The following is a 22,227-nucleotide window of genomic DNA, read 5'->3' on the forward strand; positions in this document are numbered from 1 at the left end:
GCATTTTTATCATGCATTTTTTAGCGGAATTTATTGTAGATTTGCGGGGTTAGCTTGCCGGGTCAGTCTAAATGCTGAGATTGAAAATCACCATTCTAGGCATTTTGTTGCTGGCGGATTAGCGCTTGTCTATCCAAGGGACGGCTGTCATCATCCGAACGATAAAAATAACCTCTTGATGTAAAGGGCCCACTATGTTGGCAAACGTAAACCGCTTCTTCCCGCTGTTGGCAGTGATAGGCGCAATGACAGCTTATCTGATGCCGAGTTGGTTTACTGAGCTTAAATCCGCCATAGTGCCGCTGTTGGTAGTCATCATGCTATCTATGGGGCTCACTTTAGATCTTCAGGATTTTGCTAATGCATTCAAACAGAAACGTGCTGTACTCGCAGGACTCGTGCTGCAATTTTCTGTCATGCCGCTCAGTGCATTATTGATCAGCCTGTTATTAGGGTTAGATAGGGAACTCACCATAGGCATGGTGTTGGTGGGCAGTGTTGCAGGCGGCACCGCCTCTAATGTGGTCTGTTATTTAGCGAAAGGCGATGTGGCTTTATCGATAACCATGACGGCACTATCAACCTTAGCGGGCGTGGTGTTAACACCACTGATTATTAAGCTGTTGATTGGGGAGATGATCGATATACCCTTCGCCGATATGCTGCTGAGTTTAGTGAAAATTGTGCTGATCCCTGTCAGCGTTGGCGTGATTATCAATCATTTTTTTAAATCGCTGGTGGCTAAAGTCGCTCCTGCATTGCCACTGATTTCTATCTTGGCAATTGTGATGGCGATTACGATTATCGTGGCGTTAAATGCCAATCAGTTTGATAAAGTTGGCCCCATTATTCTGCTTGCCGTGTTCTTACATAATGGTCTTGGTCTCGCTTTAGGCTATTTCTGCTGCCGTTTATTAGGCTTTAACCACACAGTCTGTAAAACTATCTCCATCGAAGTTGGCCTACAAAACTCCGGTCTCGCCACTGCTTTATGTATTAAATTCTTTAGCCCCATTTCTGCCATTCCCAGCGCGATATTCTCGATATGGCATAATTTGTCTGGCGCCATGTTGGCGGGATATTGGGCGAGGGAATCGCAAGATTAATACCAATCGTATTAAATATCTGTTCATTCAGCGGGAGTTCAACGCGCTTTAGACAAGGCGAAGGCTTGAAGGCATAGTGGTGCTCTGTCGAAAGCCTTGAACGCAGTATAAAGCGCTTTGCCATGCAGTTAACATCAGCCGCCCTTCGGGAGCCACACAGGCATCCCACTCCCGTGTTGCATAGACTTAAAAGGGAATAACCATTTCTGCGTCAATGCGCCTTGGATTGAGATGCCTGTGAGGCTCTGAACTGATTAGATATTTAATGTGATTGGTATAATGTTGCTGTCGAAAATAGATAATGTCTGTGGCCTAGCAAGCGCGGCCACAGGCTTAAAATGCTGTGACTAATTAACCGGTAATGGGGTCTCGACAGGCATGAGTGTTAGCTGCAAGATATTTTCTTGCCGGCTTAATGCCAGTGGCAGTGTGTAGTTGGGAAAGCGTAATCCGAATACGGCACCTTGTTGTAACAAGTGATACAGCTGATCTGTCATGGTAATCGTTAAACTGGCGCAGCCATGTTCATCGACTCTGCCTTCTAGTGGTAAGGCGATTTTGTCAGCTAAGGTTAGATACGCCGCCATACGCCAGTGAGAGTTTTCTCCAATATTGTATGTGCTGCCATGCAGTTGGTTGTAGCCTAAACCACAGGCCTGCAAGCTTAATTGGGTTTTGGCCGCTGTTGGCAGCGAAATAATCTGTTGTCGCTGCTGTGCCAGAAACGTGCCCCACGCTATCCGATGAATAACTGAGTCCAGTGAGATGGGAACATACTGTTCTTGCTGTTTTAGTGCATTAAAGCGGGCAATGCCCTGTTCCAATTTCGTGAGATCATTTTCGTATTCTAGTTGTGCATTAAGCAGATTATATGCGGGCGTTTTAGCTTGTTCCATGCCGGCTAACGCTGCTTTCTCGTAGTATGCCAGTGCTCGCACTTTATCGGCTTCTGCGCCCAAACCGCGCTCTTCCATGCTGCCTAAATGATAGTTAGCGATGGCAACTTGATGCTTAGCACCTTGTAAAAATGCGGCTTTCGCACCGCTGTAGTCATTTTCATTTAACAGTAGGGCGCCGTAGTTTGTCCACGCCGTACCGTCATCTGCTGCCATACCCAATTCTAGCCACTTTATGGCTTGCTGGCGTAACTGCGGGATGTTGAGGCTTTCTCTTTCGTTGCCGACACTTTGCATCGCCATTAAATAAGCACGCAGATACTCGCGTGAGGCATTATCCAGATAGAGGTTATCGGGCTGGAGTTCAAAGGCTTGCCCAAAGTAACTCCCCGCTTGCTGCGCCGCAGTGATTGCTTTCGCTAGATAGAACCTTGAGCTGGGATCTGCCGGACTGTGTGCTCGTCCTAGGTTATATAAGGTCGGTAGTTTAAGACCCCGCGCCAGCGCTTCTTCTAACAAGGGGATGGCCTGCATTTTTCGATCATTATCCAGCGCCATGCTGCCTAGATTATGGCTGGCACGGGCCGAACCTAAGGCTCTGGCTTGTTCATAGTATTGGCTGGCGGTGGCATTGTCTTGCGTGACGCCACGGCCGAGATGGTAGGCTTTACCCAGTAAGAATAACGCCTCAGCATTGTTCTCTGCTGCTTGCTGCTGTGCTTGTTGCAAGAAAGCGTTGTATTGTTGTTGCTCAAATAGCTGTTCCAGCGCGGACTTTTCTGCAGTTGCTGCAAAGCTTACGGTCAACAGTAATAGGAGAGTAGCAATAGTGAATATCTTCATAACATCCTTGTCGTTAAGCGGGTACTTGTAAGCGGTAGTGCTAGTGAAGTTGTTTAACGTAGAGGCTTGTTATGCTACAAGCAAGCCTTGTGGTTTACCACTGTGTTATGGACAGGCGGATGAATTGCAGCGGTAGCACTGCCGTGTGTTGGCGTTACATGGAAGCCGACGATAGCTAATCGTTGATTAGCTGAGTCCGAAGTTTTTTAGTGGTATTCAATATTGTGGGAGATGGGCAATACGTATCTTCATTCCTGAACTATAGGCTTCACGCTCTTATTATTGCTTTAGTACAGTTGACACTGAATCAATTTAATCATTTTTTGGTAAATAATTTTTATAAAAATATAGTATTAATAATAATAGATTATTTTTCTTGGCTGCGATTTATATTGCAGGTGTGTGTTTCGCTTTATATCTCATCTAAAAATCTGACAGCCCAATAATTTTTGTTATTAGGCCGCAGATTTAAAAGCTTTTTTTAGGGAGCCTAAACCTAAAGCTTAAAATGCGAGACCACGCCGACGAGTTGTTCCTTTGTCGCGGCCAAAGAGGTTGCGCTATTGAGGGTGGCTTTACCGCTTTGATTCAGTTCATCGACCATTTCACGAATGGTGGCCAGATTACGGTTTATCTCTTCGGTCACAGCGCTTTGCTCTTCTGCTGCGGTGGCGATTTGATTACTGAGCCCATTAATATCGAACACATAAGTGGTCAGGGTATCGAGATTTTCCGTTACCAGATTGGTGGTATCTGCGGCTTGTTGGCAACTGTGTTTAGTTTGCTCCATTGCGGTTACGGCGGCATTGGCACCAAGATAAAGTTGTTCCAGCATCTGGTTGATTTCTGCGGTACTTGCTTGCGTGCGCGCGGCCAGTGAGCGAACTTCATCGGCGACAACAGCAAAGCCTCGACCTTGTTCACCTGCACGGGCGGCTTCGATGGCTGCATTAAGCGCTAGCAGATTGGTTTGATCGGCAATTTCACCTATTACATTCAAAATCGCGGCGATATGACGAGTATTTTCGTTCATATCATTAATCGCATCAGCGGCGACATCGACTTTAGCGACCAAGGCAATCACAGTGTTGGCAGCTTGTTCAACGGCTTTCTTCGATTTATCCGCTTGCGCATTTGCTTGTTGAGTAAACTGGGCTGCAGATGCTGCATCACCCGCGACATTATGGGCCGTGGCGCTCATTTCAGTCATGGCTGTCACGACTTGGTCGGTTTCAACGGCGTGGATTTGCAGTGCATGATTATTGGCATTTGACTGTACATTCAATTGCCCAATTTGGTCGGACATATGATCCGAGGCTTGGGTAATTTCAGACATAATTTCACGTAGATTACCTATCACGCTGTCGAGATCTTCTGCGAGTGAGCAGAGCTCATTTTGTCCTTTAATATTTGTTTTATGAGTTAGGTCGCCATGGGCAAGACGTTCCATTACCCGTTTTATCTCATTGATTATGTGGACGAGTTGTTTACTCATAATGAGGGCGCTGAAGAGTGACGCTACAATCGCGAACAAGATCAATCCCAGTAGGATGCTTTCTGTTGAGGTGACTTTATCTTCAGCTTGTTTGCCTAACTCATGATTTCGCTGAGTGATCAGCGTGACTAATTGGTTGATTTGATTACTGACATTAGGCCCGAGCGCAGCACGCTCAGCGGTTAGCTCAGGTACTGCTCCAGTTTGTTTAGCGAGTGCCAGTTCTTCTTGGTAGAGACGAACATAATGTTCTGTTTGTGGTAAAAGAGTGTGAATAGCTTGAGCATCAGCGCCCATGAAGTCGGTATTAAATTTGGTCAGTTGAGAGACGAGTTGTGCGACCTTATGTTGTTGATCGGCGATAGCTTTACCGTTGTGGACTAAGGTGGCTAAGCGCAGCTCAAAAAAGGATTCTCGTACTGTAGTGAAAGTTTCTGCGAGCTGAGTGTTGTCGACTAGGCTTTTACTGGTCTCACCGAGTTCGTTAAAACTGCGATAGCACGAAATACCTATGATGATCAGTAAGATACTTGTAAACACTGATGGCAATGCCGTCAATGTACTGGTTTTGGCATTTTTAAACATGGTGACCTTCTAGGATAAAAAGCAGCAATGCGTAATTTAATTACGCTTTAGGTAATTTTAGCGTGTGCGTGAGCTAGCCAGCAAGAGAGTATTTTATGGAAATGTCTACTAAGATACTGTTTTTAATTGAATTGTTTTATTGGTGTTGCATCTGGTTGGTTGCTAAGTTACGAAATGTTGTGTTGTTTAAGTTCAATTTTTATCTAGATGATTGTTTTTATTATTAAATAACTATGATACATGCAATTTTTTTACAGTGATTTAGCATTTAAATTGGTCTTTGTGATCTCGTACTCAAATGCTACAAATGATTCAAAATGTAATTCAGACATATACTTAAAGCCGATGACTAATGCTGAAATAAAAGCCCCCGCCAGTAGTGATTGACGGGGGCTCTACGTTTGCTAGTGGCTAAGTATTTTTTGGAATACCTACAACTAGATTCCAGTCTTATTCTTTATATTTAAGCGTGCCGTTGGCTTTGATTTCATCAAACCATAGGTTGTGATGTTGGCTTGCCCAGTTTTCATCACAGTAGCCTGACACCATACATTCCATACCACCTTCTGACATCACAGTTGCCATGAAGATGTGTACGATAGAGAAAGCACAGATCACGATAGCGCTCACTGAATGCAGTACCAGGGCGATCAAGCTTAATGTACGGCTTGGCTCGAACAGGTTAGGGAAGAGTAATAACATGCCCGAGGCCGAAATCACTAATCCAAACAGGGCAAATGCCCAGAACCACATTTTCTCGCCCGCGTTAGCAAAACCTGCATCTGGGTGCTTACCTTTGAACGGACCAAAGTTAATGTAACCGCCTACTACCATGAACCACTTTACGTCGTACATTTTTGGCAGTTGGTTTTTCGCCCATAGGGTGGTCATCAATGCCCAACCTATCATGAAGGGAATCGCCATCACGTCATGGATTTGCTTCGCGCCATAGACGATTGCTTCCCAGATGCCTTCGCCCAACCAAGGTTGGAAGAAGAAGCGACCAGCCAGCAAGGTTAAGCCTGTTAAAATCAACAGTAAGCATGGAATCGCGCCTAACCAGTGGATTGAAACATCAAACTTAGACCAGCGATGCACTAACTTGCCTGAAAAACCATGGTGCAGCTTGGAGATGCCATTCACCTTGATAAATAGGACAAAGATAATGATCATACCGAATAGTGCTGCCATTAAGGCGGGCGCTAACCAGTCGCTACGCAGCTCCAATACCCGTAAATCATAGGTATTGATCGGCTGAGCATGAAACTCACTTTGGGAGGTAGTGTATCCCGTGGCACCATCCTTCAGTTGCGCCCAGATTTGGGCATCAGACTGTTGAACTTGATTCGCCAGTTCATCACCACCATTGGCTATACACACAGCACTAAATAACAGTGCTATGGCTAAACCTATGTGTTTGAACCATTTGTTCATCATACATCCTCTCTCACTTAGTCGCGCCTACCTAGATAGGCGCTAAGCTAAGTCTGTGGACAGATCCTGTTGACCTGAATTAATTCCAAGCCGCGTTTTTAGCACCACGATAAGCCACACGCTCACGGAAGATGCTTGAAACCACTTCGGCATCACCCGCTAACAGTGCTTTAGTCGCGCACAGTTCTGCACACATAGGCAGTTTGCCTTCGGCAATACGGTTTGAACCGTATTTTTGGCGTTCTGCATCTGAGTGGTTTTCTTCTGGGCCACCGGCACAGAAGGTACATTTATCCATCTTACCGCGGCTACCAAAGGCACCTTTTTTCGGGAACTGAGGTGCGCCAAATGGACAGGCGTACAGGCAGTAACCGCAACCAATACAGGCATCTTTGTCGTGTAGCACTATGCCGTCGTCAGTTCTGTAGAAGCAGTTTGCTGGGCAAACCGCCATACAAGGTGCATCTGAGCAATGCATACAGGCGACAGAGATTGAGGCTTCACCACGTTGACCATCGTTGATTGTCACTACGCGGCGGCGTTGGATCCCCCACTCGAGAGCGGAGTCGTTTTCGTTTTTACAGGCAGTGACACAACCGTTACATTCGATGCAGCGCTTGGTATCACACAAAAATTTCATTGTAGCCATAATGGCAATTCTCCTAGCTTAAGCTGCACTTACGCTTTAACAATCTGACAGAGTGATGCCTTGGTTTCCTGCATTTGTGTCACAGGGTCATAACCATAGGTCAGCGCAGTGTTACAAGATTCACCAATAACGTAAGGCACTGTTCCCTCTGGATAATTAGGCGCCAAACTTTCTCCGTGCATCACACCCGCAAAGTGGTATGGCATAAAGGTAACGCCGGGTTTTACCCTTGGGGTAACCATGGCTTGCACCTTAATACGGCCACCTTCGGCGCCTTCTAACCAGACGTCTTCACCGTTACGAATACCGCGATCGGCAGCGTCGGCAGGGCTTATCTCAACGAACATTTCCTGTTGAAGTTCAGCCAGCCAAGGGTTGGAGCGAGATTCTTCACCACCACCTTCGTATTCAACCAGACGACCCGATGTCAGTACCAGCGGGTACTTGCCGCTCATGTCTTTGTCTTGGATAGACTTATACAGCGTAGGGAGACGGTGTACTTGCATGTCGTCATAGGTTGGGTATTTCGCCACTAAGTCACGACGTGCTGTGTATAACGGTTCACGGTGTACAGGGACTTGGTCAGGGAAAGTCCATACAATACAACGAGCTTTAGCATTACCAAAGGGGATACAACCGTGCTTGATCGCCACGCGCACTATGCCGCCTGACAAATCTGTTTTCCAGTTTTTACCTTCGGCTTCCGCTTTTTCCTCTGCCGTCAGATCATCCCACCAACCCAATTGTTTGAGCATATCGGCAGTAAATTCTGGGTAACCGTCTTGAATTTCAGCGCCTTTAGAATAAGTGCCATCGGCTAAAATGCTTTGACCCTTATATTCAACACCGTAACGGGCGCGGAAGTTACCACCGCCGTCTTTAACGTGTTTGGCTTGGTTATAGAGGATTTGAGTGCCAGGGTGCTTAGCTTCTGGCGTGCCCCAACATGGCCAAGGTAAACCGTAGGTTTCGCCTTTAGCTGGGCCACCTGCGGCTTCCAACGTCTTGTTGCTGAAAGTGCCCCAGTTTTGGGTGTGTAACTTGATACGCTCAGGGCTTTGACCTGTCATACCGATAGTCCACATACCGCGGTTGATTTCACGGGTGATTTCTTCAATCACAGGTAAACCATTTTCAATTGCGATGCGTTTAGTGTACTGCTCGGCAATACCCAGTTTTTGGGCTAAACGGTACATGATTTCGATGTCGGTTTTAGACTCGAACAGTGGCTCGATGACTTGCTCACGCCACTGGATAGAACGGCCTGAGTTAGATACTGAACCGTGAGTCTCAAACTGAGTTGCCGCAGGCAGCAGATATACGCCATTCTTACGACGGTGCATAACACCAGCCATCGTTGGGAATGGGTCGACAACGACGACTGTGTCCATCTTGTCTAAGGCATCACGCACTTCACGCTGACGGGTTTCAGTGTTGACCGATTGTCCCCAGAAAAACGCCATACGGATATTATCTTTCTGCGCTAACTTGCTCTTATCTTCTAACACACCATCGTGCCAACGAGAACAAGGGATACCCGGTGTCGTCATTGGATCTTTGCCAAGGTAGGCTGTTTGATCGAAACGACCTTTCACCCATGCCATGTCCAGATCCCAAACATGGGTCCAGTGACTCCATGCTGCAGAGGTCAAACCGTAGTAACCGGGTAAGTTATCAAATAACAAACCTAAGTCAGTTGCGCCTTGTACGTTATCGTGGCCACGGAAAATGTTAGTGCCGCCACCTGAAACGCCCATGTTGCCCAGTGCTAATTGCAGAATACAATAAGCGCGAGTGTTGGCATTACCCACGTGGTGTTGAGTTCCACCCATACACCAAATCACAGTGCCAGGACGGTTATCAGCCATTAATTTAGCCGCTTGATAAACCTCGGCTTCGCTCACGCCAGTGATGTTTTCGACTTCTTTAGGTGGGAATTTCTTCACTTCAGCACGGATACTTTCCATCTCGAATACGCGGTGCTTGATAAAGGTTTTATCTTCCCAACCATTTTCAAAAATGTGCCATAACATACCGTAAATAAACGGAATGTCAGTGCCTGGGCGAATTGCACAATGCAAGTCTGAATGCGCTGCAGTGCGAGAGAAACGTGGGTCAACGACGATGATTTTTGCGTTGTTTCTTTCTTTAGCGATCAGAATATGTTGCATCGAAACAGGATGCGCTTCTGCTGGGTTTGCCCCGATCAGGAAGATGGCATGAGCATTCTGGATATCGTTGAAAGAGTTTGTTTGCGCACCGTAGCCCCAAGTGTTAGCAACACCGGCTACCGTGGTAGAGTGACAAATACGAGCTGAATGGTCGACATTGTTTGTGCCCCACATAGCCGCCAATTTGCGGTACATGTAACAACCTTCGTTAGAAAACTTAGCGCTACCCATGAAGTACACTGAGTCTGGGCCAGATTCTTTACGAATGTTGAGCATTTGGTCGCCCACTTCGTTAATAGCATCTTCCCAAGAGATTTTTTTCCACTTGCCATCAACCAATTTCATTGGATATTTCAGGCGTTTTTCACCATGACCATGTTCACGCAGTGCAGCACCTTTCGCGCAGTGACCGCCAGCGTTAAATGGGTGGTCGAATGCGGGTTCTTGGCCCGTCCACACACCATTTTGTACTTCGGCATACAGGCCACAACCGACGGCGCAGGCACTACAAATAGTACGTTTGATTTCGATTGGCGCATCATGCGGCACTTCTTTGGCTTCGACACGACGCATCATGCCTGTGCCCATCAGAGATGCTGCGGCAATACCACCTGTGGCGATACCTGCGTGCTTCATAAATTGACGACGGCTGATGCCTAACGCCGGTTTGTCTGCCACTGTGGCAACATTGGACTTGCGAGTTAACTTCATCGCTGACTTCTCCTAGATTAGCTGCGCAAGCTATCGTAATAGCTGCTGATATGCGCAGTTTCGTGGTAACCCTTTGACTCTTTAGTGGTTACCTTGCTGCTCTCGCTGACCTGTGCCACGCTCATGCCGGTTGCGGCAATGGCGGCACCCGCTACGCTGCCGACGGTGAGCGCTTTGAGCAAAGATCGGCGAGATAAATCGCTGGGTTGCTGCTTCATGCTGACTCCTGAAATTAGGGTTTAGTTTTTGAGATCGCACGGCTTTTTGTGGGGTTTATCTTGTTATCAAAAAGTGAAGATTAGCGACGGAAAAGATAATGAAATCATCTTGTTTACCATCAATCATCGCGCGTGACGGCAATATAGTAGGAAAGGGTTGAGTAGGAATTGATCTAGAACAGTTTGCAGCCCTGAAATCGGCGGCCGTTCTCTTAAAGCGTTAACTCGCTCATAGTTTAGTGAACTACTGGGGAAGAGGGCGTTGGCGGATTTTTGTATCTCGCTGTTTCAGTTGTTAATTTTTTGTACTATTGAATTAATGCGATGGGTATCAGTGCAAATAAAAAACACCCCGCGATGCGGGGTGTTTTGAGGATGTAAAAGCTGCGGTTTAACTTAGTCTTTATACTTTAAGCTGCCGTTGGCCTTGATTTCGTCATACCAGAGATTATGGTGCTGGATTGCCCAGTTTTCATCACAATAGCCTGACTTCATACACTCCATACCGCCTTCGCTCAATACGGTCGCCATCCAAATATGCACTATAGTAAAGGCAATCAAGATAATGGCGCTGATAGAGTGGATCAGCAGCGCGCCCATAGAGGCTTCGCGGGGTAAATCCAAGCCTGGCAATATCAACATGATGCCAGATACGCTGATGAATAAACCAAACAACATCAGGGTCCAGAACCACATTTTTTCACCGGCGTTAGCGAAACCACTGTCAGGGTGCTTACCTTTGAACGGGCCAAAGTTGATATAACCACCTACCACTAAAAACCATTTCAAATCATACATCTTGAAGGTTTGTAACGGCATCCATTTCACCACACATACAGCCCAAGCCGCGATAAAAATGGGACCTGCCCAATCGTGGATTGTTTTGCTGCCATAGATCAATGGCGCCCAAAGGTCGGGGCCTAACATTGGCTGTATGACATGCTTACCTAACATTATGGTTAGACCGGTAAACATCAGTGCCAGACAGCTGCTCGCCATGACCCAATGGATCCACAGATCCGCCTTGGACCAGCGCGAAACCATCTTGCCTGAAAAGCCATGACTCAGTTTTGATGGACCATTCACCAGATAAAACAATAAGAAAGCACCAAACACACCTACCACGGCTAGCGCCATGACGGGGGTTAAGTATTCATTTCTCAGTTCTTTACCTTGGTTACCGGCAACGTTAATCAACACCCCAGTATCTATCCCTTTCGCAGTGGTATAGCCGGCATCGCCTGCTTTTACCGCTCGCCAAAGATCGGCATCGCTGGTTTGCGCTTTCGCCTGTTGTTGACTCGATTGCTGATCACTTGCGTGTACTGGGTTTGAGCTCATGACTGAACCTAATCCCAATCCCATGACGAGCACCAACAGAGCAAACAGACTGCGCAGTGATTTGTTTAACTGTTTGTTTAACATTTTCACTCCTTGCCAGAGGTTAGGGATTTCTCCCTAACCCTCGCTCTGCTTAGTTAATCTCACCTGTCTTGGGGTTGTAACCCCAAATCACGTTAGGATTGCCTCGAGAGGCCATACGTTGACGGTAAATGTTTGATACCACTTCCGCATCACCTGCGAGCAGCGCTTTAGTAGAACAAAGCTCAGCACACATAGGTAACTTGCCCTCAGCAATACGGTTAGCACCGTATTTTTTACGCTCGGCTTCGGAGAAGGTTTCTTCTGGGCCACCGGCACAGAAAGTACACTTGTCCATCTTGCCACGACTACCGAAGGCAGTCTTTTTCGGGAATTGCGGTGCACCAAATGGACAAGCATAGAAGCAATAACCACAACCGATACAAGTATCTTTGTTGTGTAGCACTATGCCGTCTTCGGTACGGTAGAAACAATCTGCCGGACATACGGCCATGCAGGGAGCGTCAGTACAGTGCATACAAGCCACTGAAATTGAGGCTTCGCCAGGTAGACCATCGTTGATCGTCACCACGCGGCGACGTTGAATTCCCCACTCGAGAGCGGAGTCGTTTTCGTTCTTACATGCAGTGACGCAACCGTTACACTCGATGCAGCGCTTGGTGTCACACAGAAATTTCATGACTGCCATAATGGCTTATCTCCTCATCAAGTAGGTTAGGCTTTGCTGATTTGGCATAGGCTGGACTTAGTTTCTTGCATCTGAGTCACAACGTCGTAGCCATAAGTTAAAATGGTGTTTGCAGATTCGCCTATCACGTAAGGCACAGTGCCTTCTGGATAGTTTTTCGCTAGGCTTTCGCCTTCAAACACCCCTGCAAAGTGGTATGGCATAAAACATTCACCGGCAATAACGCGCGGTGTCACCATAGCCTTAACCGTGATTTTGGCGCCTTCTGGACCATGAACAAAAACATTGTCACCGTCGCGAATACCGCGATCCGCTGCATCAGCAGGGTTCATTTCGATGAACATTTCTTGTTGTAGTTCAGCTAACCAAGGGTTAGAACGGGATTCTTCACCACCACCTTCATATTCCACTAGGCGGCCTGATGTGAGTGCCAATGGGAAGTCTTTAGCAAAATCCTTGTCTTGAATTGACTTATACAGTGTCGGTAAACGTGCAACCATACGATCTTCGTAGGTGGGGTATTTAGCGACTAAGTCACGACGAGGCGTGTAAAGTGGTTCGCGGTGGCGTGGAATATCGTCTGGGAATGTCCATACAATACAACGAGCTTTAGCGTTACCGTAAGGGATACAGCCGTGCTTGATAGCAACACGTTGGATACCGCCGGAAATGTCAGTTTTCCAGTTTTTGCCTTCGGCGTGTTTTTTCTCGTTTTCGGTCAGGTCATCCCACCAACCTAATTGCTTAAGCATATCGGCGGTAAATTCAGGATAGCCATCTTGGATCTCACTGCCTTTAGAGTAAGTACCTTCGGCAAGAATATTATTGCCTTCATGTTCCACACCATAGCGAGCACGGAAGTTACCGCCACCGTCTTTCACATGTTTGGCTTCGTTATACAGAATCTGGGTACCAGGATGTTTCATCTCTGGTGTGCCCCAACAAGGCCAAGGTAAGCCGTAGGTTTCGCCTTTGGCAGGACCACCGGGGGCTTCTAGGCTATCAGCATCAAAAGTACCCCAGTTTTCTTGGTGCATTTTTAAACGCTCTGGGCTTTGTCCGGTATAACCGATAGTCCACATACCTGTGTTAAATTCGCGGGTGATATCTTCAATCAAAGGTTCTTCACCATTGACTTTAATATGCTTGAATAGCTCTTTATCTATACCCACTTTTTTGGCGAGTTTATACATGATCACATGATCAGGCAGGGATTCGAACAAGGGTTCTATGACCTTAGAACGCCATTGTACTGAGCGGTTAGTCGCAGAGATTGAACCGTAGGTTTCAAACTGGGTTGCCGCAGGAAGTAAATAAACCCCATCTTGACGTTGGTGCATAACACCCGCCATGGTTGGGAATGGATCGACAACGACGACGGTGTCCATTTTGTTTAAGGCTTCACGCACTTCACGGCCACGGGTTTCAGTGTTGACCGATTGTCCCCAGAAGAACGCCAGACGAATATTGTCTTTTTGCGCTATCTTGGTTTTATCTTCTAACACGCCATCGTGCCAGCGCGAACAAGGAATACCCGCAGAGGTTTGCGGTTTTTGTCCTAGATATTCGCCTTGATCGAAACGGCTCGCTACCCAATTAGGGTCGAGATCCCACACATTATTCCAATGAGCCCAAGCGCCAGTCGTTAAACCGTAGTAACCCGGTAAGTTATCAAATAACAAACCAAAGTCGGTTGCGCCTTGCACGTTATCATGGCCGCGGAAAATGTTAGTGCCGCCGCCAGGTACACCCATGTTGCCTAAAGCGAGTTGTAACATGCAGTATGAACGGGTGTTAGAGTTACCCACGTGGTGCTGAGTGCCACCCATACACCAAATAATTGTGCCGGGTTTGGTTTCAGCCATCATTTTGGCGACGCGGTACATCTGCGCTTTTGGTACACCCGCAACCAGTTCAACTTCTTCTGGGGGGTATTTTTTCACTTCTTCGCGGATACGATCCATGCCATAGACACGGTGTTTGATAAACTCTTTATCTTCCCAGCCGTTTTCAAATATGTGCCATAACAGGCCATAAATGAAGGGGATGTCTGTGCCAGGACGGATATGCACGTACTCGTCAGATTTCGCTGCAGTACGGGTGAAACGTGGATCAACAACGATGATTTTGGCACCGCGTTCTTTACCAATCAAAATATGCTGCATGGCAACAGGATGCGCTTCACTGGGGTTTGCCCCAATAAACATGATGCACTTAGAGTTGCGAATATCGTTGATTGAGTTGGTTTGCGCACCGTAGCCCCAAGTGTTAGCAACACCGGCTACCGTGGTAGAGTGACAAATACGGGCAGAATGGTCGACGTTGTTCGTACCCCACAATGCCGCAAATTTGCGATATAAATAAGCTTGTTCGTTAGAGAACTTAGCGCTACCCATAAAGTAGACTGAATCTGGGCCTGACTCTTGACGAATTGAAGCCATTTTATCGCCGACTTCATTAATCGCTTGATCCCAAGAGATCTTTTTCCATTTTCCGCCTTCTAACTTCATGGGGTATTTCAGGCGTTTTTCGCCGTGACCATGTTCACGCAGTGCAGCACCTTTCGCGCAGTGACCGCCAGCGTTGAACGGGTGATCGAATGCGGGTTCTTGACCCGTCCATACACCATTTTGTACTTCTGCATACACACCACAACCTACGGCACAGTGAGAACAGATGGTACGTTTGACTTCGGTGGGAACATTATGGCCAATATCTTCTTGGGCCTGTGCTTTACGCATCATGCCTGTGCCCAGCATGGATGCCGCAGCGATCCCTCCTGTGGCAAGACTTGCCGATTTTAAGAACTGACGACGATTGAGACCCAGTGCTGGCGCTTTAGCTTCGACAACCTGGTCTGTTTTGCGGGTTAATCGCATCACACACTCTCCTCTATTTTAGTTTTAAAGCGACGCATAATAGCTACGAATATGGTCGGTTTCGCGGTAGTTCTCACTTTTAGGCTCTGTGGTCGCTGCCGTTTTTGTCGAAGCTAACGCTTGACTACTCACAGTGACCACTGCGCCTGCCGCACTGCCGAGTGCCAATGCTTTAAGCAATTGACGACGGCCCATGTCGGAAGCTGGCTTCTTCATAGTGTCTCCTTGTGTTACTGGATAAGGTGGTACAAACGGCTACCACCTCGGTTATTGTGGAAGCCTAAGCTTCCGTTATTGTTGCTAAGGTGAACATTAATCTCACCTTCGCAGTTTGAACTCATCTCTAACATTTACATTTAGCACGCACATGCCGCGCTATCACTCAGTTTAGTCTTAGTTCATTAACTCTACTGGTTTTGCTAAATCGCTGGTGGCTGGCTGTAAGTCTGCGCTGCCTGGGCAATTGACTGGAATATCTAAGCTTAATTGCTCAAAAGCACTGGCTTCCATTGCAAAAAAAGCTTTTGCTAGCTGTGCAACCGTGGCGTAAAACGCCGCACTTGGCGCTTTGGCTAAATTGTCGCAAAAACGGCCAATCCAGCTGCCGATATGGCGTTGGTAAAAAGCTAATTGGCGATAACTTGGCGCTTCTAAAATCAGGGTTCCCATCACTTCACACAGGGCTGCAATGTGATCTTCGGGTTCCTTGACGTTGTCTTCGCGTTCAAACCCTAGTTGCATTAAGTCTTGGCGTAGCAATGCCAGTGGTTTATCCATCAATGAGCCCGTCATAAACCAGCTGCCGTAGGGCAGGATCTCACCACAACCTACACCGAGGAATAGGGCAAAATACTCGTCTTCTAGTTGTGCGCTGTTGAACTGCTGTGCGGCGAGTTGGAGTGATAACCAAGCTTTAGTCATCTCGTTGTCTTCATTGGCATCAATTTCAAGATTGGCCAAAAAGTGTAGCAGTTCAGGGCTTGGCTGACGGCGCAATAGGGCGGCTAACAGTTGATAGATATCGGCTCTCAACTGATCGTTTTCTGAAACTTGTCTTACTGATTCGGTCATAGCGGATCTCTTATCGCAGTTGCTTTTCAGGATCTTGAAGAATGTCTTCAAACATGTCTTTTACCCGGCAGTCGCCACACATTTTCAAGCGTTCAATATTGGCAGAAAATGCGCTGTGCGCGCCGACCATATCCAGCATCCGATGCACCATAGATTGGGTCGCAAAAGGAGAGCCGCAGCGAATACATTCGAAGGGGGCTTCTTCTTTCAGGGTGTGTTGTTGCTGACGGGCAGCTTTATTAAAGTTAATTTGCGGGGTAAGGCTGATAACCTTTTCAGGACACGCTGCCTCACATAAGCCGCATTGCACGCAGTTTTGCTCGATGAAGTGTAGTGCAGGTTTGTCGCCGCCATCTTGTAATGCCACGGTTGGGCAAATTGCCACGCAGGACATACACATAGTGCACTTTTCGACATTCACACTGACTTTGCCAAAGGGAATATTGCTGAGGCTGAGGCAAGTATCGATTTCACCCGCTTGGCTATTGAGGTGGTCGATCGCTTCAAATAGCGTATTGCGTTTAGTGGTCGACGCAAATGCGGCGGGCACGATCACGGGCCAATCTAAGCTGATATCGAGCATCGAATGTAAATCGGCAAGCATGCTTGGGTCGATGAGGCTGATACGTTGCGGCTGACCCATCTCATCTAAAATACTGTTGGCTAAAGAAAGTTCGCCTTTAAGCATTTGCGTTAGGGTTGGCGCTGTTGCATCGGTGTTGAGGATCAGCACTTGGCGCGCGCCCCAAGCGAGTACTGACAACCAATGATCTACGCTAGCAACGGTAATTTCTTCGAGGGCAACGGGGAGGATGTCGCCTGCTAAATCGTCACTAATAAAGTTGGCGCCGACGGCATTATCGTGGAACAAAATCACCGGTGCGGTTTGTGCTTGCTCGCGGAACCGACTAACAATTTTGTTCAGGTATGAATGCAAAGCTTGCGGCGTAGGTAAATCGTAACTGATAGCACCCGTTGGGCAAGCGCTGGTACAACTGCCTGCGCCGTGGCAAAGATATGGATCGATTTCAATTTTCTTTGCGACACTGCTGATCGCATCTGCTGGGCAGAAGTTGAGGCAACGATTACAACCATTGATGCCATTGCGGTCGTGGGCACAGATATCTGGGTTAATTTTGACGTAGCGCGGCTTATCAAATTGGCCGATGAGATCGGGAATTTGCGCAAGGGCATCTTCGAGTTTTTCAGCGTCTTGGCCTACGTAAAAATAGCCGGGTGGCAGCATTTCTAAGTTCAAACAAGCTGCGCTGCTCAAATCGAGCACGATATCGAAATGGGGTTTACGGATTGACACTAAACTGAGTTCGGCTGCACCATCTTGATGTTCAACACTGACTTGAAATTGGCCTAAAAAGCCTTTTACGCCAATGAGTTTGTTGTAATAGCTTTCGACATCAGTTGCCGCTGCCATAACACGTTCTAGGTGCGCATCATCTTGGCTGGTAATGGCTTCATTGGCTAAAATCACCCTATGGGCCATAGTGGACAATTTGTCCGCGGCAAGGCGAGCCAGATCTTCTGGGCCAATAATAAGAACATTGCCTTCGGTGGTATAGCTGACAGTTGGCGGGATCAGATTCTGCAACATCTGAGTTTGCGTTAATACCTGTTGTCGTGCTTGTTTTAACGCTTCTTGGGTTTGATTGGTCATCAAATAAGTGCTCACATTGCGTTCCTGAACAGTACTTTGGCTGTTTCTTGTTTTACTGTATCTGGGCAGATTTAGGCGGCTGGTAATAAGTAAGTCATTGCCTTTTCTGCTTTTATCTAAGCTTTTTTATATCTTAGTACAGCAATTCACATACCAAAGTTACGGACATTAAAATTAGCTAAACTGACGTTAAACAACTCGGGTATGTACCTGAGCTAAGGGCTCTGGTGCATTTTGGGGTAGGTCATCAGTCTCCCCATCCAAATTGTCCGTTATCGGCTCAGCTGCCCATTCGACTTCGACTTCATTAGTCTCATGAGTTGTTGTTTCGCTTACATCAAGACTCGTGGATGGATTGCTTTCTTCAGTTTGTTTGGCTAAAACAGCTGATTCTTCATCCGAGGTCTCGCTGTCTTCGGCTATGTAACGGAAGACTTTTTGCATCAATTCAGCTGAGACTTCTGCACTGAGTTTCGGTTGATTACTGTAATCGAGTGCATATTCCAAAAGCCCATCTATCTCGTTGAAATGCGGTTGTTTCCACAGTGCACGTAGCGCTGCAGATTTAGCCGCAGGGTCAACATTGGCGCCCATAAAACTTGCAAAGCTGCCGCCTATTTCAATTTCGTCGGGATTGGGTAAATCCGCTGCAGTGAGGATGCGATTAGGATCGTCATGCTCTGCAGTATTAGGTTCAAAGGCTGACTCTGTGGGTTGAAGCTGCTCAACTGCCATAGTGGGCTCGGCTACGATGGTCTCCAGAGGTGTGGTTTCCCCGTCATCTCGCGCTTCCTCTGCTGCAACTTGTTCGCGCCGTTGGTTCCAGCGACTCAGTAGCCCGCCTGTTTTTTGTATGGATTCAGCCATTAGTCCCTCCGTAATGGATCGTGACTCGGGCCTTGATTATTACGGCTATCGACATGTTTACGGCGATGAGCGGCAATTTCGACTTCACCATATTGGGTGATAAAGGCTTCAATCCAACAAGCGATAGCTTTTGGCATCAATAAGTTGAGGACAGGGGTATTGCCCTCAAGACAACCCGCCGCGACATTCTGATCCGCCGATAATGCCGCCGGTATCCAAGTGCCATCGGCCGTTTCATCACATACTAAATACAGCATGGCGTTATCTAAATCGAGATTGAGGCGATAGCTGGCGCGTTCGTCTTTGTGCAGTTCGAGTAGCACTAAGGTTGCATCGTCTGGGGCTTGATGGGTGGCGGGAAGTAGGTGATCAATTTCCCATTGTACTGAGGTCCAGCGGCCAACTTGCTTCTCTACTTTCTTGAGTGAAACGTACATAGGCCAAACACTAGTTGTATGTTGCATTGTCTCTCCGTCTCAGCCGTGTTGATGGACAAACCGTAGAGTGAACGGTTCGGTTTTACCAACAAATTGCGATAAAAGGTCACTGCAATATTGGTGCCAGTAAACATAGTGGATTAGTTTGAGCTAGATCATCAAAAACACCCTATAAATTGGACATTTTGTCCAGTACAGGATTTTGTTTGGGACATAAAAGGGCTAATGAAAAATCAGCATTGCGGCAGATCACGCATTTAACCCCAATTTTTATGTCTAGGTATAAATATTGCTATGCTCTGGCCATGACTCGTTAAGCGGTAACATTATGATCTCTGAAAATATCACTATTCCTGATAACAACATGAGCACAGATAGCGAAATAGCGGCAGCCAATCCTTCTCAAAAAACTCAGCATCAGTGTTCTTTTGTGAGAACTCAAGTGGAAGTACCGCTAACCATTGCTGTAAAAGCAGTGAATGAAGCCGGGGAAGTGTTGGATAAATTTGTCGCCTGCGAACGTCCGCTTACCGTGTATTTGAACTGGCGACCAATAGTGACACTTATGACCCTAGGGGCGAAACCTGAGTCACTGGCGTTAGGTTATCTTAAGAACCAAGGCTTTATTTCGGATGTCAGTCTATTGGACTCGGTTATTGTCGATTGGGATGTGAGTTCTGCAGCCGTGGTTACCCGTGAACAAACCGCCGATCTGGATGAGAAACTCTCCGAAAAAACGGTGACATCAGGCTGTGGTCAAGGCACGGTTTATGGCAGTTTTATGCAAGATTTAGACGGCATCAATTTACCAACGCCAAGTCTTAAGCAAAGCACCCTTTATAGCTTATTGAAAAATATCAACGAATATAATGAAACCTATAAAAATGCGGGTGCTGTGCACGGTTGTGGCTTGTGCGAAGACGATAAAATTATGGCTTTCGTCGAGGATGTTGGCCGTCATAATGCCGTAGATACTTTGGCTGGGGATATGTGGCTGACTCAGGATCGCGGTGATAATAAGATATTTTATACCACTGGCCGCTTAACTTCGGAAATGGTGATTAAAGTCGCCAAAATGGGGATCCCTATTTTGCTATCACGCAGTGGCGTGACTCAGATGGGCTTAGCACTAGCGCAGCAGTTGGGTATTACTATTATTGCACGCGCCAAAGGTCGTCACTTTTTGGTGTACCACGGTAGTGAAAATCTGCAGTTTGATGCCAATACGGCTCCTTAGCCTCAAGTCAGCTAAGACTTACATGCAGTAACGAAGAACAAGACAAGGAAACAAGATGACGTCTGCCAGTGAATTGGTCTACATGAGCGCGAAGCAAGTGGCTGAGTATTTAGATCTTAATGAGAAAAAAGTCTACGCCATGGCTAATGACAGAATTCTCCCTGCCACTAAAATCACCGGTAAATGGCTATTTCCGAAAGTGTTAATCGACCGTTGGGTAATGGATTCTTGTCACAGTGGCATGCTGACCGACCGTTTATTGATCACTGGTAGTGACGATCCACTATTATCTATGCTGGTGGCGCGTTTGATGGCGCAAGTTGGTAGCCGTGAGTTGATAAGCTACAGCGCAACAGGTTCACGCTTAGGGTTAGAGTTGCTTGCTAAAGGTTATGCCGATGTATGCACCTTACACTGGGGTAGCATGGAGGATAGAAATATTCGCCACCCAGCTTTACTTAAAGGTTATAACAACCATCAGCAATGGATAATGGTGCATGGTTACTCCCGTCAGCAAGGGTTGATCATGCGTGCCGATATGCACCACAGATGCCAAGAAGAAGATAAAGTCGTGAACTTGCCTTGGCGTTGGGTGAGTCGTCAGGGGGGCGCAGGTAGCCAACAGCACTTAGAGCATTGGTTGTTAAAGCAAGGTGCTCGCTTAGATCAACTTAATGTCGTGCTAACTGCCTATAGTGAACGCGAGTTGGCGGGTTATATCGCTAGGGGTGATGCCGATATTGGTTTTGGTTGTCAATCTGTGGCTTTGGAAAGTGGTTTAAGTTTCGTGCCACTGATTAAAGAGTCTTTCGATTTCGTTATGCCGCAAAGCATTTACTTCCGTCGTCAGCTTCAACAACTTTTTACTATGTTGGCGAGTGGTCACTCGAGGCAAATGGCGGCACTACTTGGTGGCTATGATCTTACCGACTGCGGACAACTGCTATGGAGTGCGAGCTAATCCACTCAACTCGGTAATGGATTAAGGTGAATAGAGTTGAATGGTCTCTGAATTACTTATTACTGCTACTACATGCTGATATCTAATGTAGCCAGTTACTAACGAATAAGTATCAAAGAGACCCTCTTTATATTGCTGATTACGTTGTTTCGACTTTCTATGGTGGGTTGATGGGAGGCAACTACTATATATAGGTAAAGTATCTTCATCGCCAAATACACTCAGAGTGCCATCTTCTTCTGTTGTTCCCCGTCATTCTCCCATAAACGACTCCATATCAAAGTGGAGGTGAGATATTCCGGTTCGAGCAGCCGTTATTCTCATTTAAATCTGATAGCATTCATGCTCATGATCCCTTTGTCTTGATACTGTACGCTGGCAATCAATTGGGCCAAATTACAGATAAAGCGCTATTTTGTGGATAACTTTGGGGGTAAGTGGTGGGTATCTTGTGGCTAGATTAGATAATTAGAATTAACTGCAAATTTACTGAAAATAGGGGTTGCGCAAAATCTCCTGCTGCCTATAATGCGCATCCACTGACACGGCAGACAGCGAAAGCCAGCTGACGAGTTAAGTTGAATTGATTAGCTTTTAAGCACTTAATTCAAGCGCAGCAAGAAGTTGTAAAAAACTCCTTGACGCGAAACGGGAAATGCGTAAAATGCACGACCCTGAGCTGATGAAGCATCAGCACGACCCGCCGGCAACGGTATGTGGTCAACGCTCTTTAACAAGATAAAACAAGAAATCTGTGTGGACACTCACAGGTGTTGAGTTAATCGAAACTGCTTAACCTTCGGGTTGGCAGTCAAAATTTAAATCAATGTAACAATGAGTGTTCATAGTAATATGTACAGTTTGTTTCTTTTAGCGAGAAACAAAAAATCAGAATTCATTGAGCCGCTGAAGTCGCAAGACGGA

The 22,227-nt window shown here is 46.8% G+C and carries 17 protein-coding genes; 3 read left to right on the forward strand and 14 right to left on the reverse strand.

Annotated elements, in window-relative coordinates; genetic code table 11:
• Nucleotides 1-194 precede the first annotated feature (194 nt).
• On the forward strand, nucleotides 195-1,106 hold the full coding sequence (locus KO537_RS16670; RefSeq protein ID WP_219234994.1) for a bile acid:sodium symporter family protein: 912 nt from the start codon (nucleotides 195-197) through the stop codon (nucleotides 1,104-1,106).
• A 347-nt stretch (nucleotides 1,107-1,453) separates the two neighbouring features.
• Here KO537_RS16670 and KO537_RS16675 read toward each other — a convergent pair whose 3' ends face one another.
• The 14 genes from KO537_RS16675 to KO537_RS16740 all read right to left on the reverse strand — a co-directional run bounded on the left by KO537_RS16675 (nucleotide 1,454) and on the right by KO537_RS16740 (nucleotide 19,132).
• A complete protein-coding gene (locus KO537_RS16675) occupies nucleotides 1,454-2,845 on the reverse strand; it encodes an SEL1-like repeat protein (protein ID WP_219234996.1) in 1,392 nt (463 codons plus the stop codon).
• Between the two features lie 496 nt (nucleotides 2,846-3,341).
• The gene (locus tag KO537_RS16680) at nucleotides 3,342-4,925 is read right to left on the reverse strand and encodes a methyl-accepting chemotaxis protein (protein WP_219234998.1); all 1,584 of its coding nucleotides are present in this window, start codon (nucleotides 4,923-4,925) and stop codon (nucleotides 3,342-3,344) included.
• A gap of 450 nt (nucleotides 4,926-5,375) precedes the next feature.
• The gene (locus KO537_RS16685) at nucleotides 5,376-6,359 is read right to left on the reverse strand and encodes a formate dehydrogenase subunit gamma (protein WP_105250559.1); all 984 of its coding nucleotides are present in this window, start codon (nucleotides 6,357-6,359) and stop codon (nucleotides 5,376-5,378) included.
• A gap of 79 nt (nucleotides 6,360-6,438) precedes the next feature.
• Nucleotides 6,439-7,008 carry a formate dehydrogenase FDH3 subunit beta gene (gene fdh3B, locus KO537_RS16690; RefSeq protein ID WP_105250558.1) on the reverse strand — a complete coding sequence of 190 codons (570 nt, stop codon included), beginning with the start codon at nucleotides 7,006-7,008 and terminating at the stop codon, nucleotides 6,439-6,441.
• A gap of 29 nt (nucleotides 7,009-7,037) precedes the next feature.
• Entirely contained in the window at nucleotides 7,038-9,890 is a 2,853-nt protein-coding gene (locus KO537_RS16695; RefSeq protein ID WP_131525790.1) for a molybdopterin-dependent oxidoreductase, read from the reverse strand.
• Between the two features lie 17 nt (nucleotides 9,891-9,907).
• Nucleotides 9,908-10,108: a twin-arginine translocation signal domain-containing protein gene (locus tag KO537_RS16700; RefSeq protein ID WP_105250556.1), complete on the reverse strand. Its 201-nt coding sequence runs from the start codon at nucleotides 10,106-10,108 to the stop codon at nucleotides 9,908-9,910.
• 396 nt (nucleotides 10,109-10,504) lie between these two features.
• Nucleotides 10,505-11,533 (reverse strand): formate dehydrogenase subunit gamma, encoded by a 1,029-nt coding sequence (locus KO537_RS16705; RefSeq protein ID WP_219235000.1) that lies wholly within the window; start codon nucleotides 11,531-11,533, stop codon nucleotides 10,505-10,507.
• Nucleotides 11,534-11,582: 49 nt separating this feature from the next.
• Nucleotides 11,583-12,179 (reverse strand): formate dehydrogenase FDH3 subunit beta, encoded by a 597-nt coding sequence (gene fdh3B / locus KO537_RS16710; RefSeq protein WP_006083566.1) that lies wholly within the window; start codon nucleotides 12,177-12,179, stop codon nucleotides 11,583-11,585.
• Between the two features lie 26 nt (nucleotides 12,180-12,205).
• Entirely contained in the window at nucleotides 12,206-15,058 is a 2,853-nt protein-coding gene (locus KO537_RS16715) for a formate dehydrogenase subunit alpha (RefSeq protein WP_219235014.1), read from the reverse strand.
• Nucleotides 15,059-15,082: 24 nt separating this feature from the next.
• Entirely contained in the window at nucleotides 15,083-15,274 is a 192-nt protein-coding gene (locus KO537_RS16720; RefSeq protein WP_113940320.1) for a twin-arginine translocation signal domain-containing protein, read from the reverse strand.
• 177 nt (nucleotides 15,275-15,451) lie between these two features.
• Nucleotides 15,452-16,129 (reverse strand): molecular chaperone TorD family protein, encoded by a 678-nt coding sequence (locus tag KO537_RS16725; protein WP_219235002.1) that lies wholly within the window; start codon nucleotides 16,127-16,129, stop codon nucleotides 15,452-15,454.
• Nucleotides 16,130-16,139: 10 nt separating this feature from the next.
• A complete protein-coding gene (locus KO537_RS16730) occupies nucleotides 16,140-17,801 on the reverse strand; it encodes a 4Fe-4S binding protein (RefSeq protein ID WP_219235016.1) in 1,662 nt (553 codons plus the stop codon).
• 189 nt (nucleotides 17,802-17,990) lie between these two features.
• Nucleotides 17,991-18,668, reverse strand: coding sequence for a DUF3306 domain-containing protein (locus KO537_RS16735; RefSeq protein ID WP_219235003.1), 678 nt, complete (start codon nucleotides 18,666-18,668; stop codon nucleotides 17,991-17,993).
• Complete coding sequence (locus KO537_RS16740) at nucleotides 18,668-19,132, reverse strand: DUF3305 domain-containing protein (protein WP_219235004.1); 465 nt, start codon at nucleotides 19,130-19,132, stop codon at nucleotides 18,668-18,670. Before KO537_RS16740 ends, KO537_RS16735 begins: the two co-directional genes overlap by 1 nt.
• Nucleotides 19,133-19,469: 337 nt before the next feature.
• On the opposite strand from KO537_RS16740, the gene KO537_RS16745 reads away from it, so the two are divergent.
• Entirely contained in the window at nucleotides 19,470-20,342 is an 873-nt protein-coding gene (locus KO537_RS16745) for a formate dehydrogenase accessory sulfurtransferase FdhD (RefSeq protein ID WP_113940335.1), read from the forward strand.
• A gap of 55 nt (nucleotides 20,343-20,397) precedes the next feature.
• Complete coding sequence (locus KO537_RS16750) at nucleotides 20,398-21,303, forward strand: helix-turn-helix transcriptional regulator (RefSeq protein WP_006083558.1); 906 nt, start codon at nucleotides 20,398-20,400, stop codon at nucleotides 21,301-21,303.
• Nucleotides 21,304-22,227 lie beyond the last annotated feature (924 nt).

The sequence above is a fragment of the Shewanella sp. NKUCC01_JLK genome (genome assembly GCF_019345615.1).
GTDB classification, from domain to species: Bacteria; Pseudomonadota; Gammaproteobacteria; order Enterobacterales; family Shewanellaceae; genus Shewanella; species Shewanella oncorhynchi.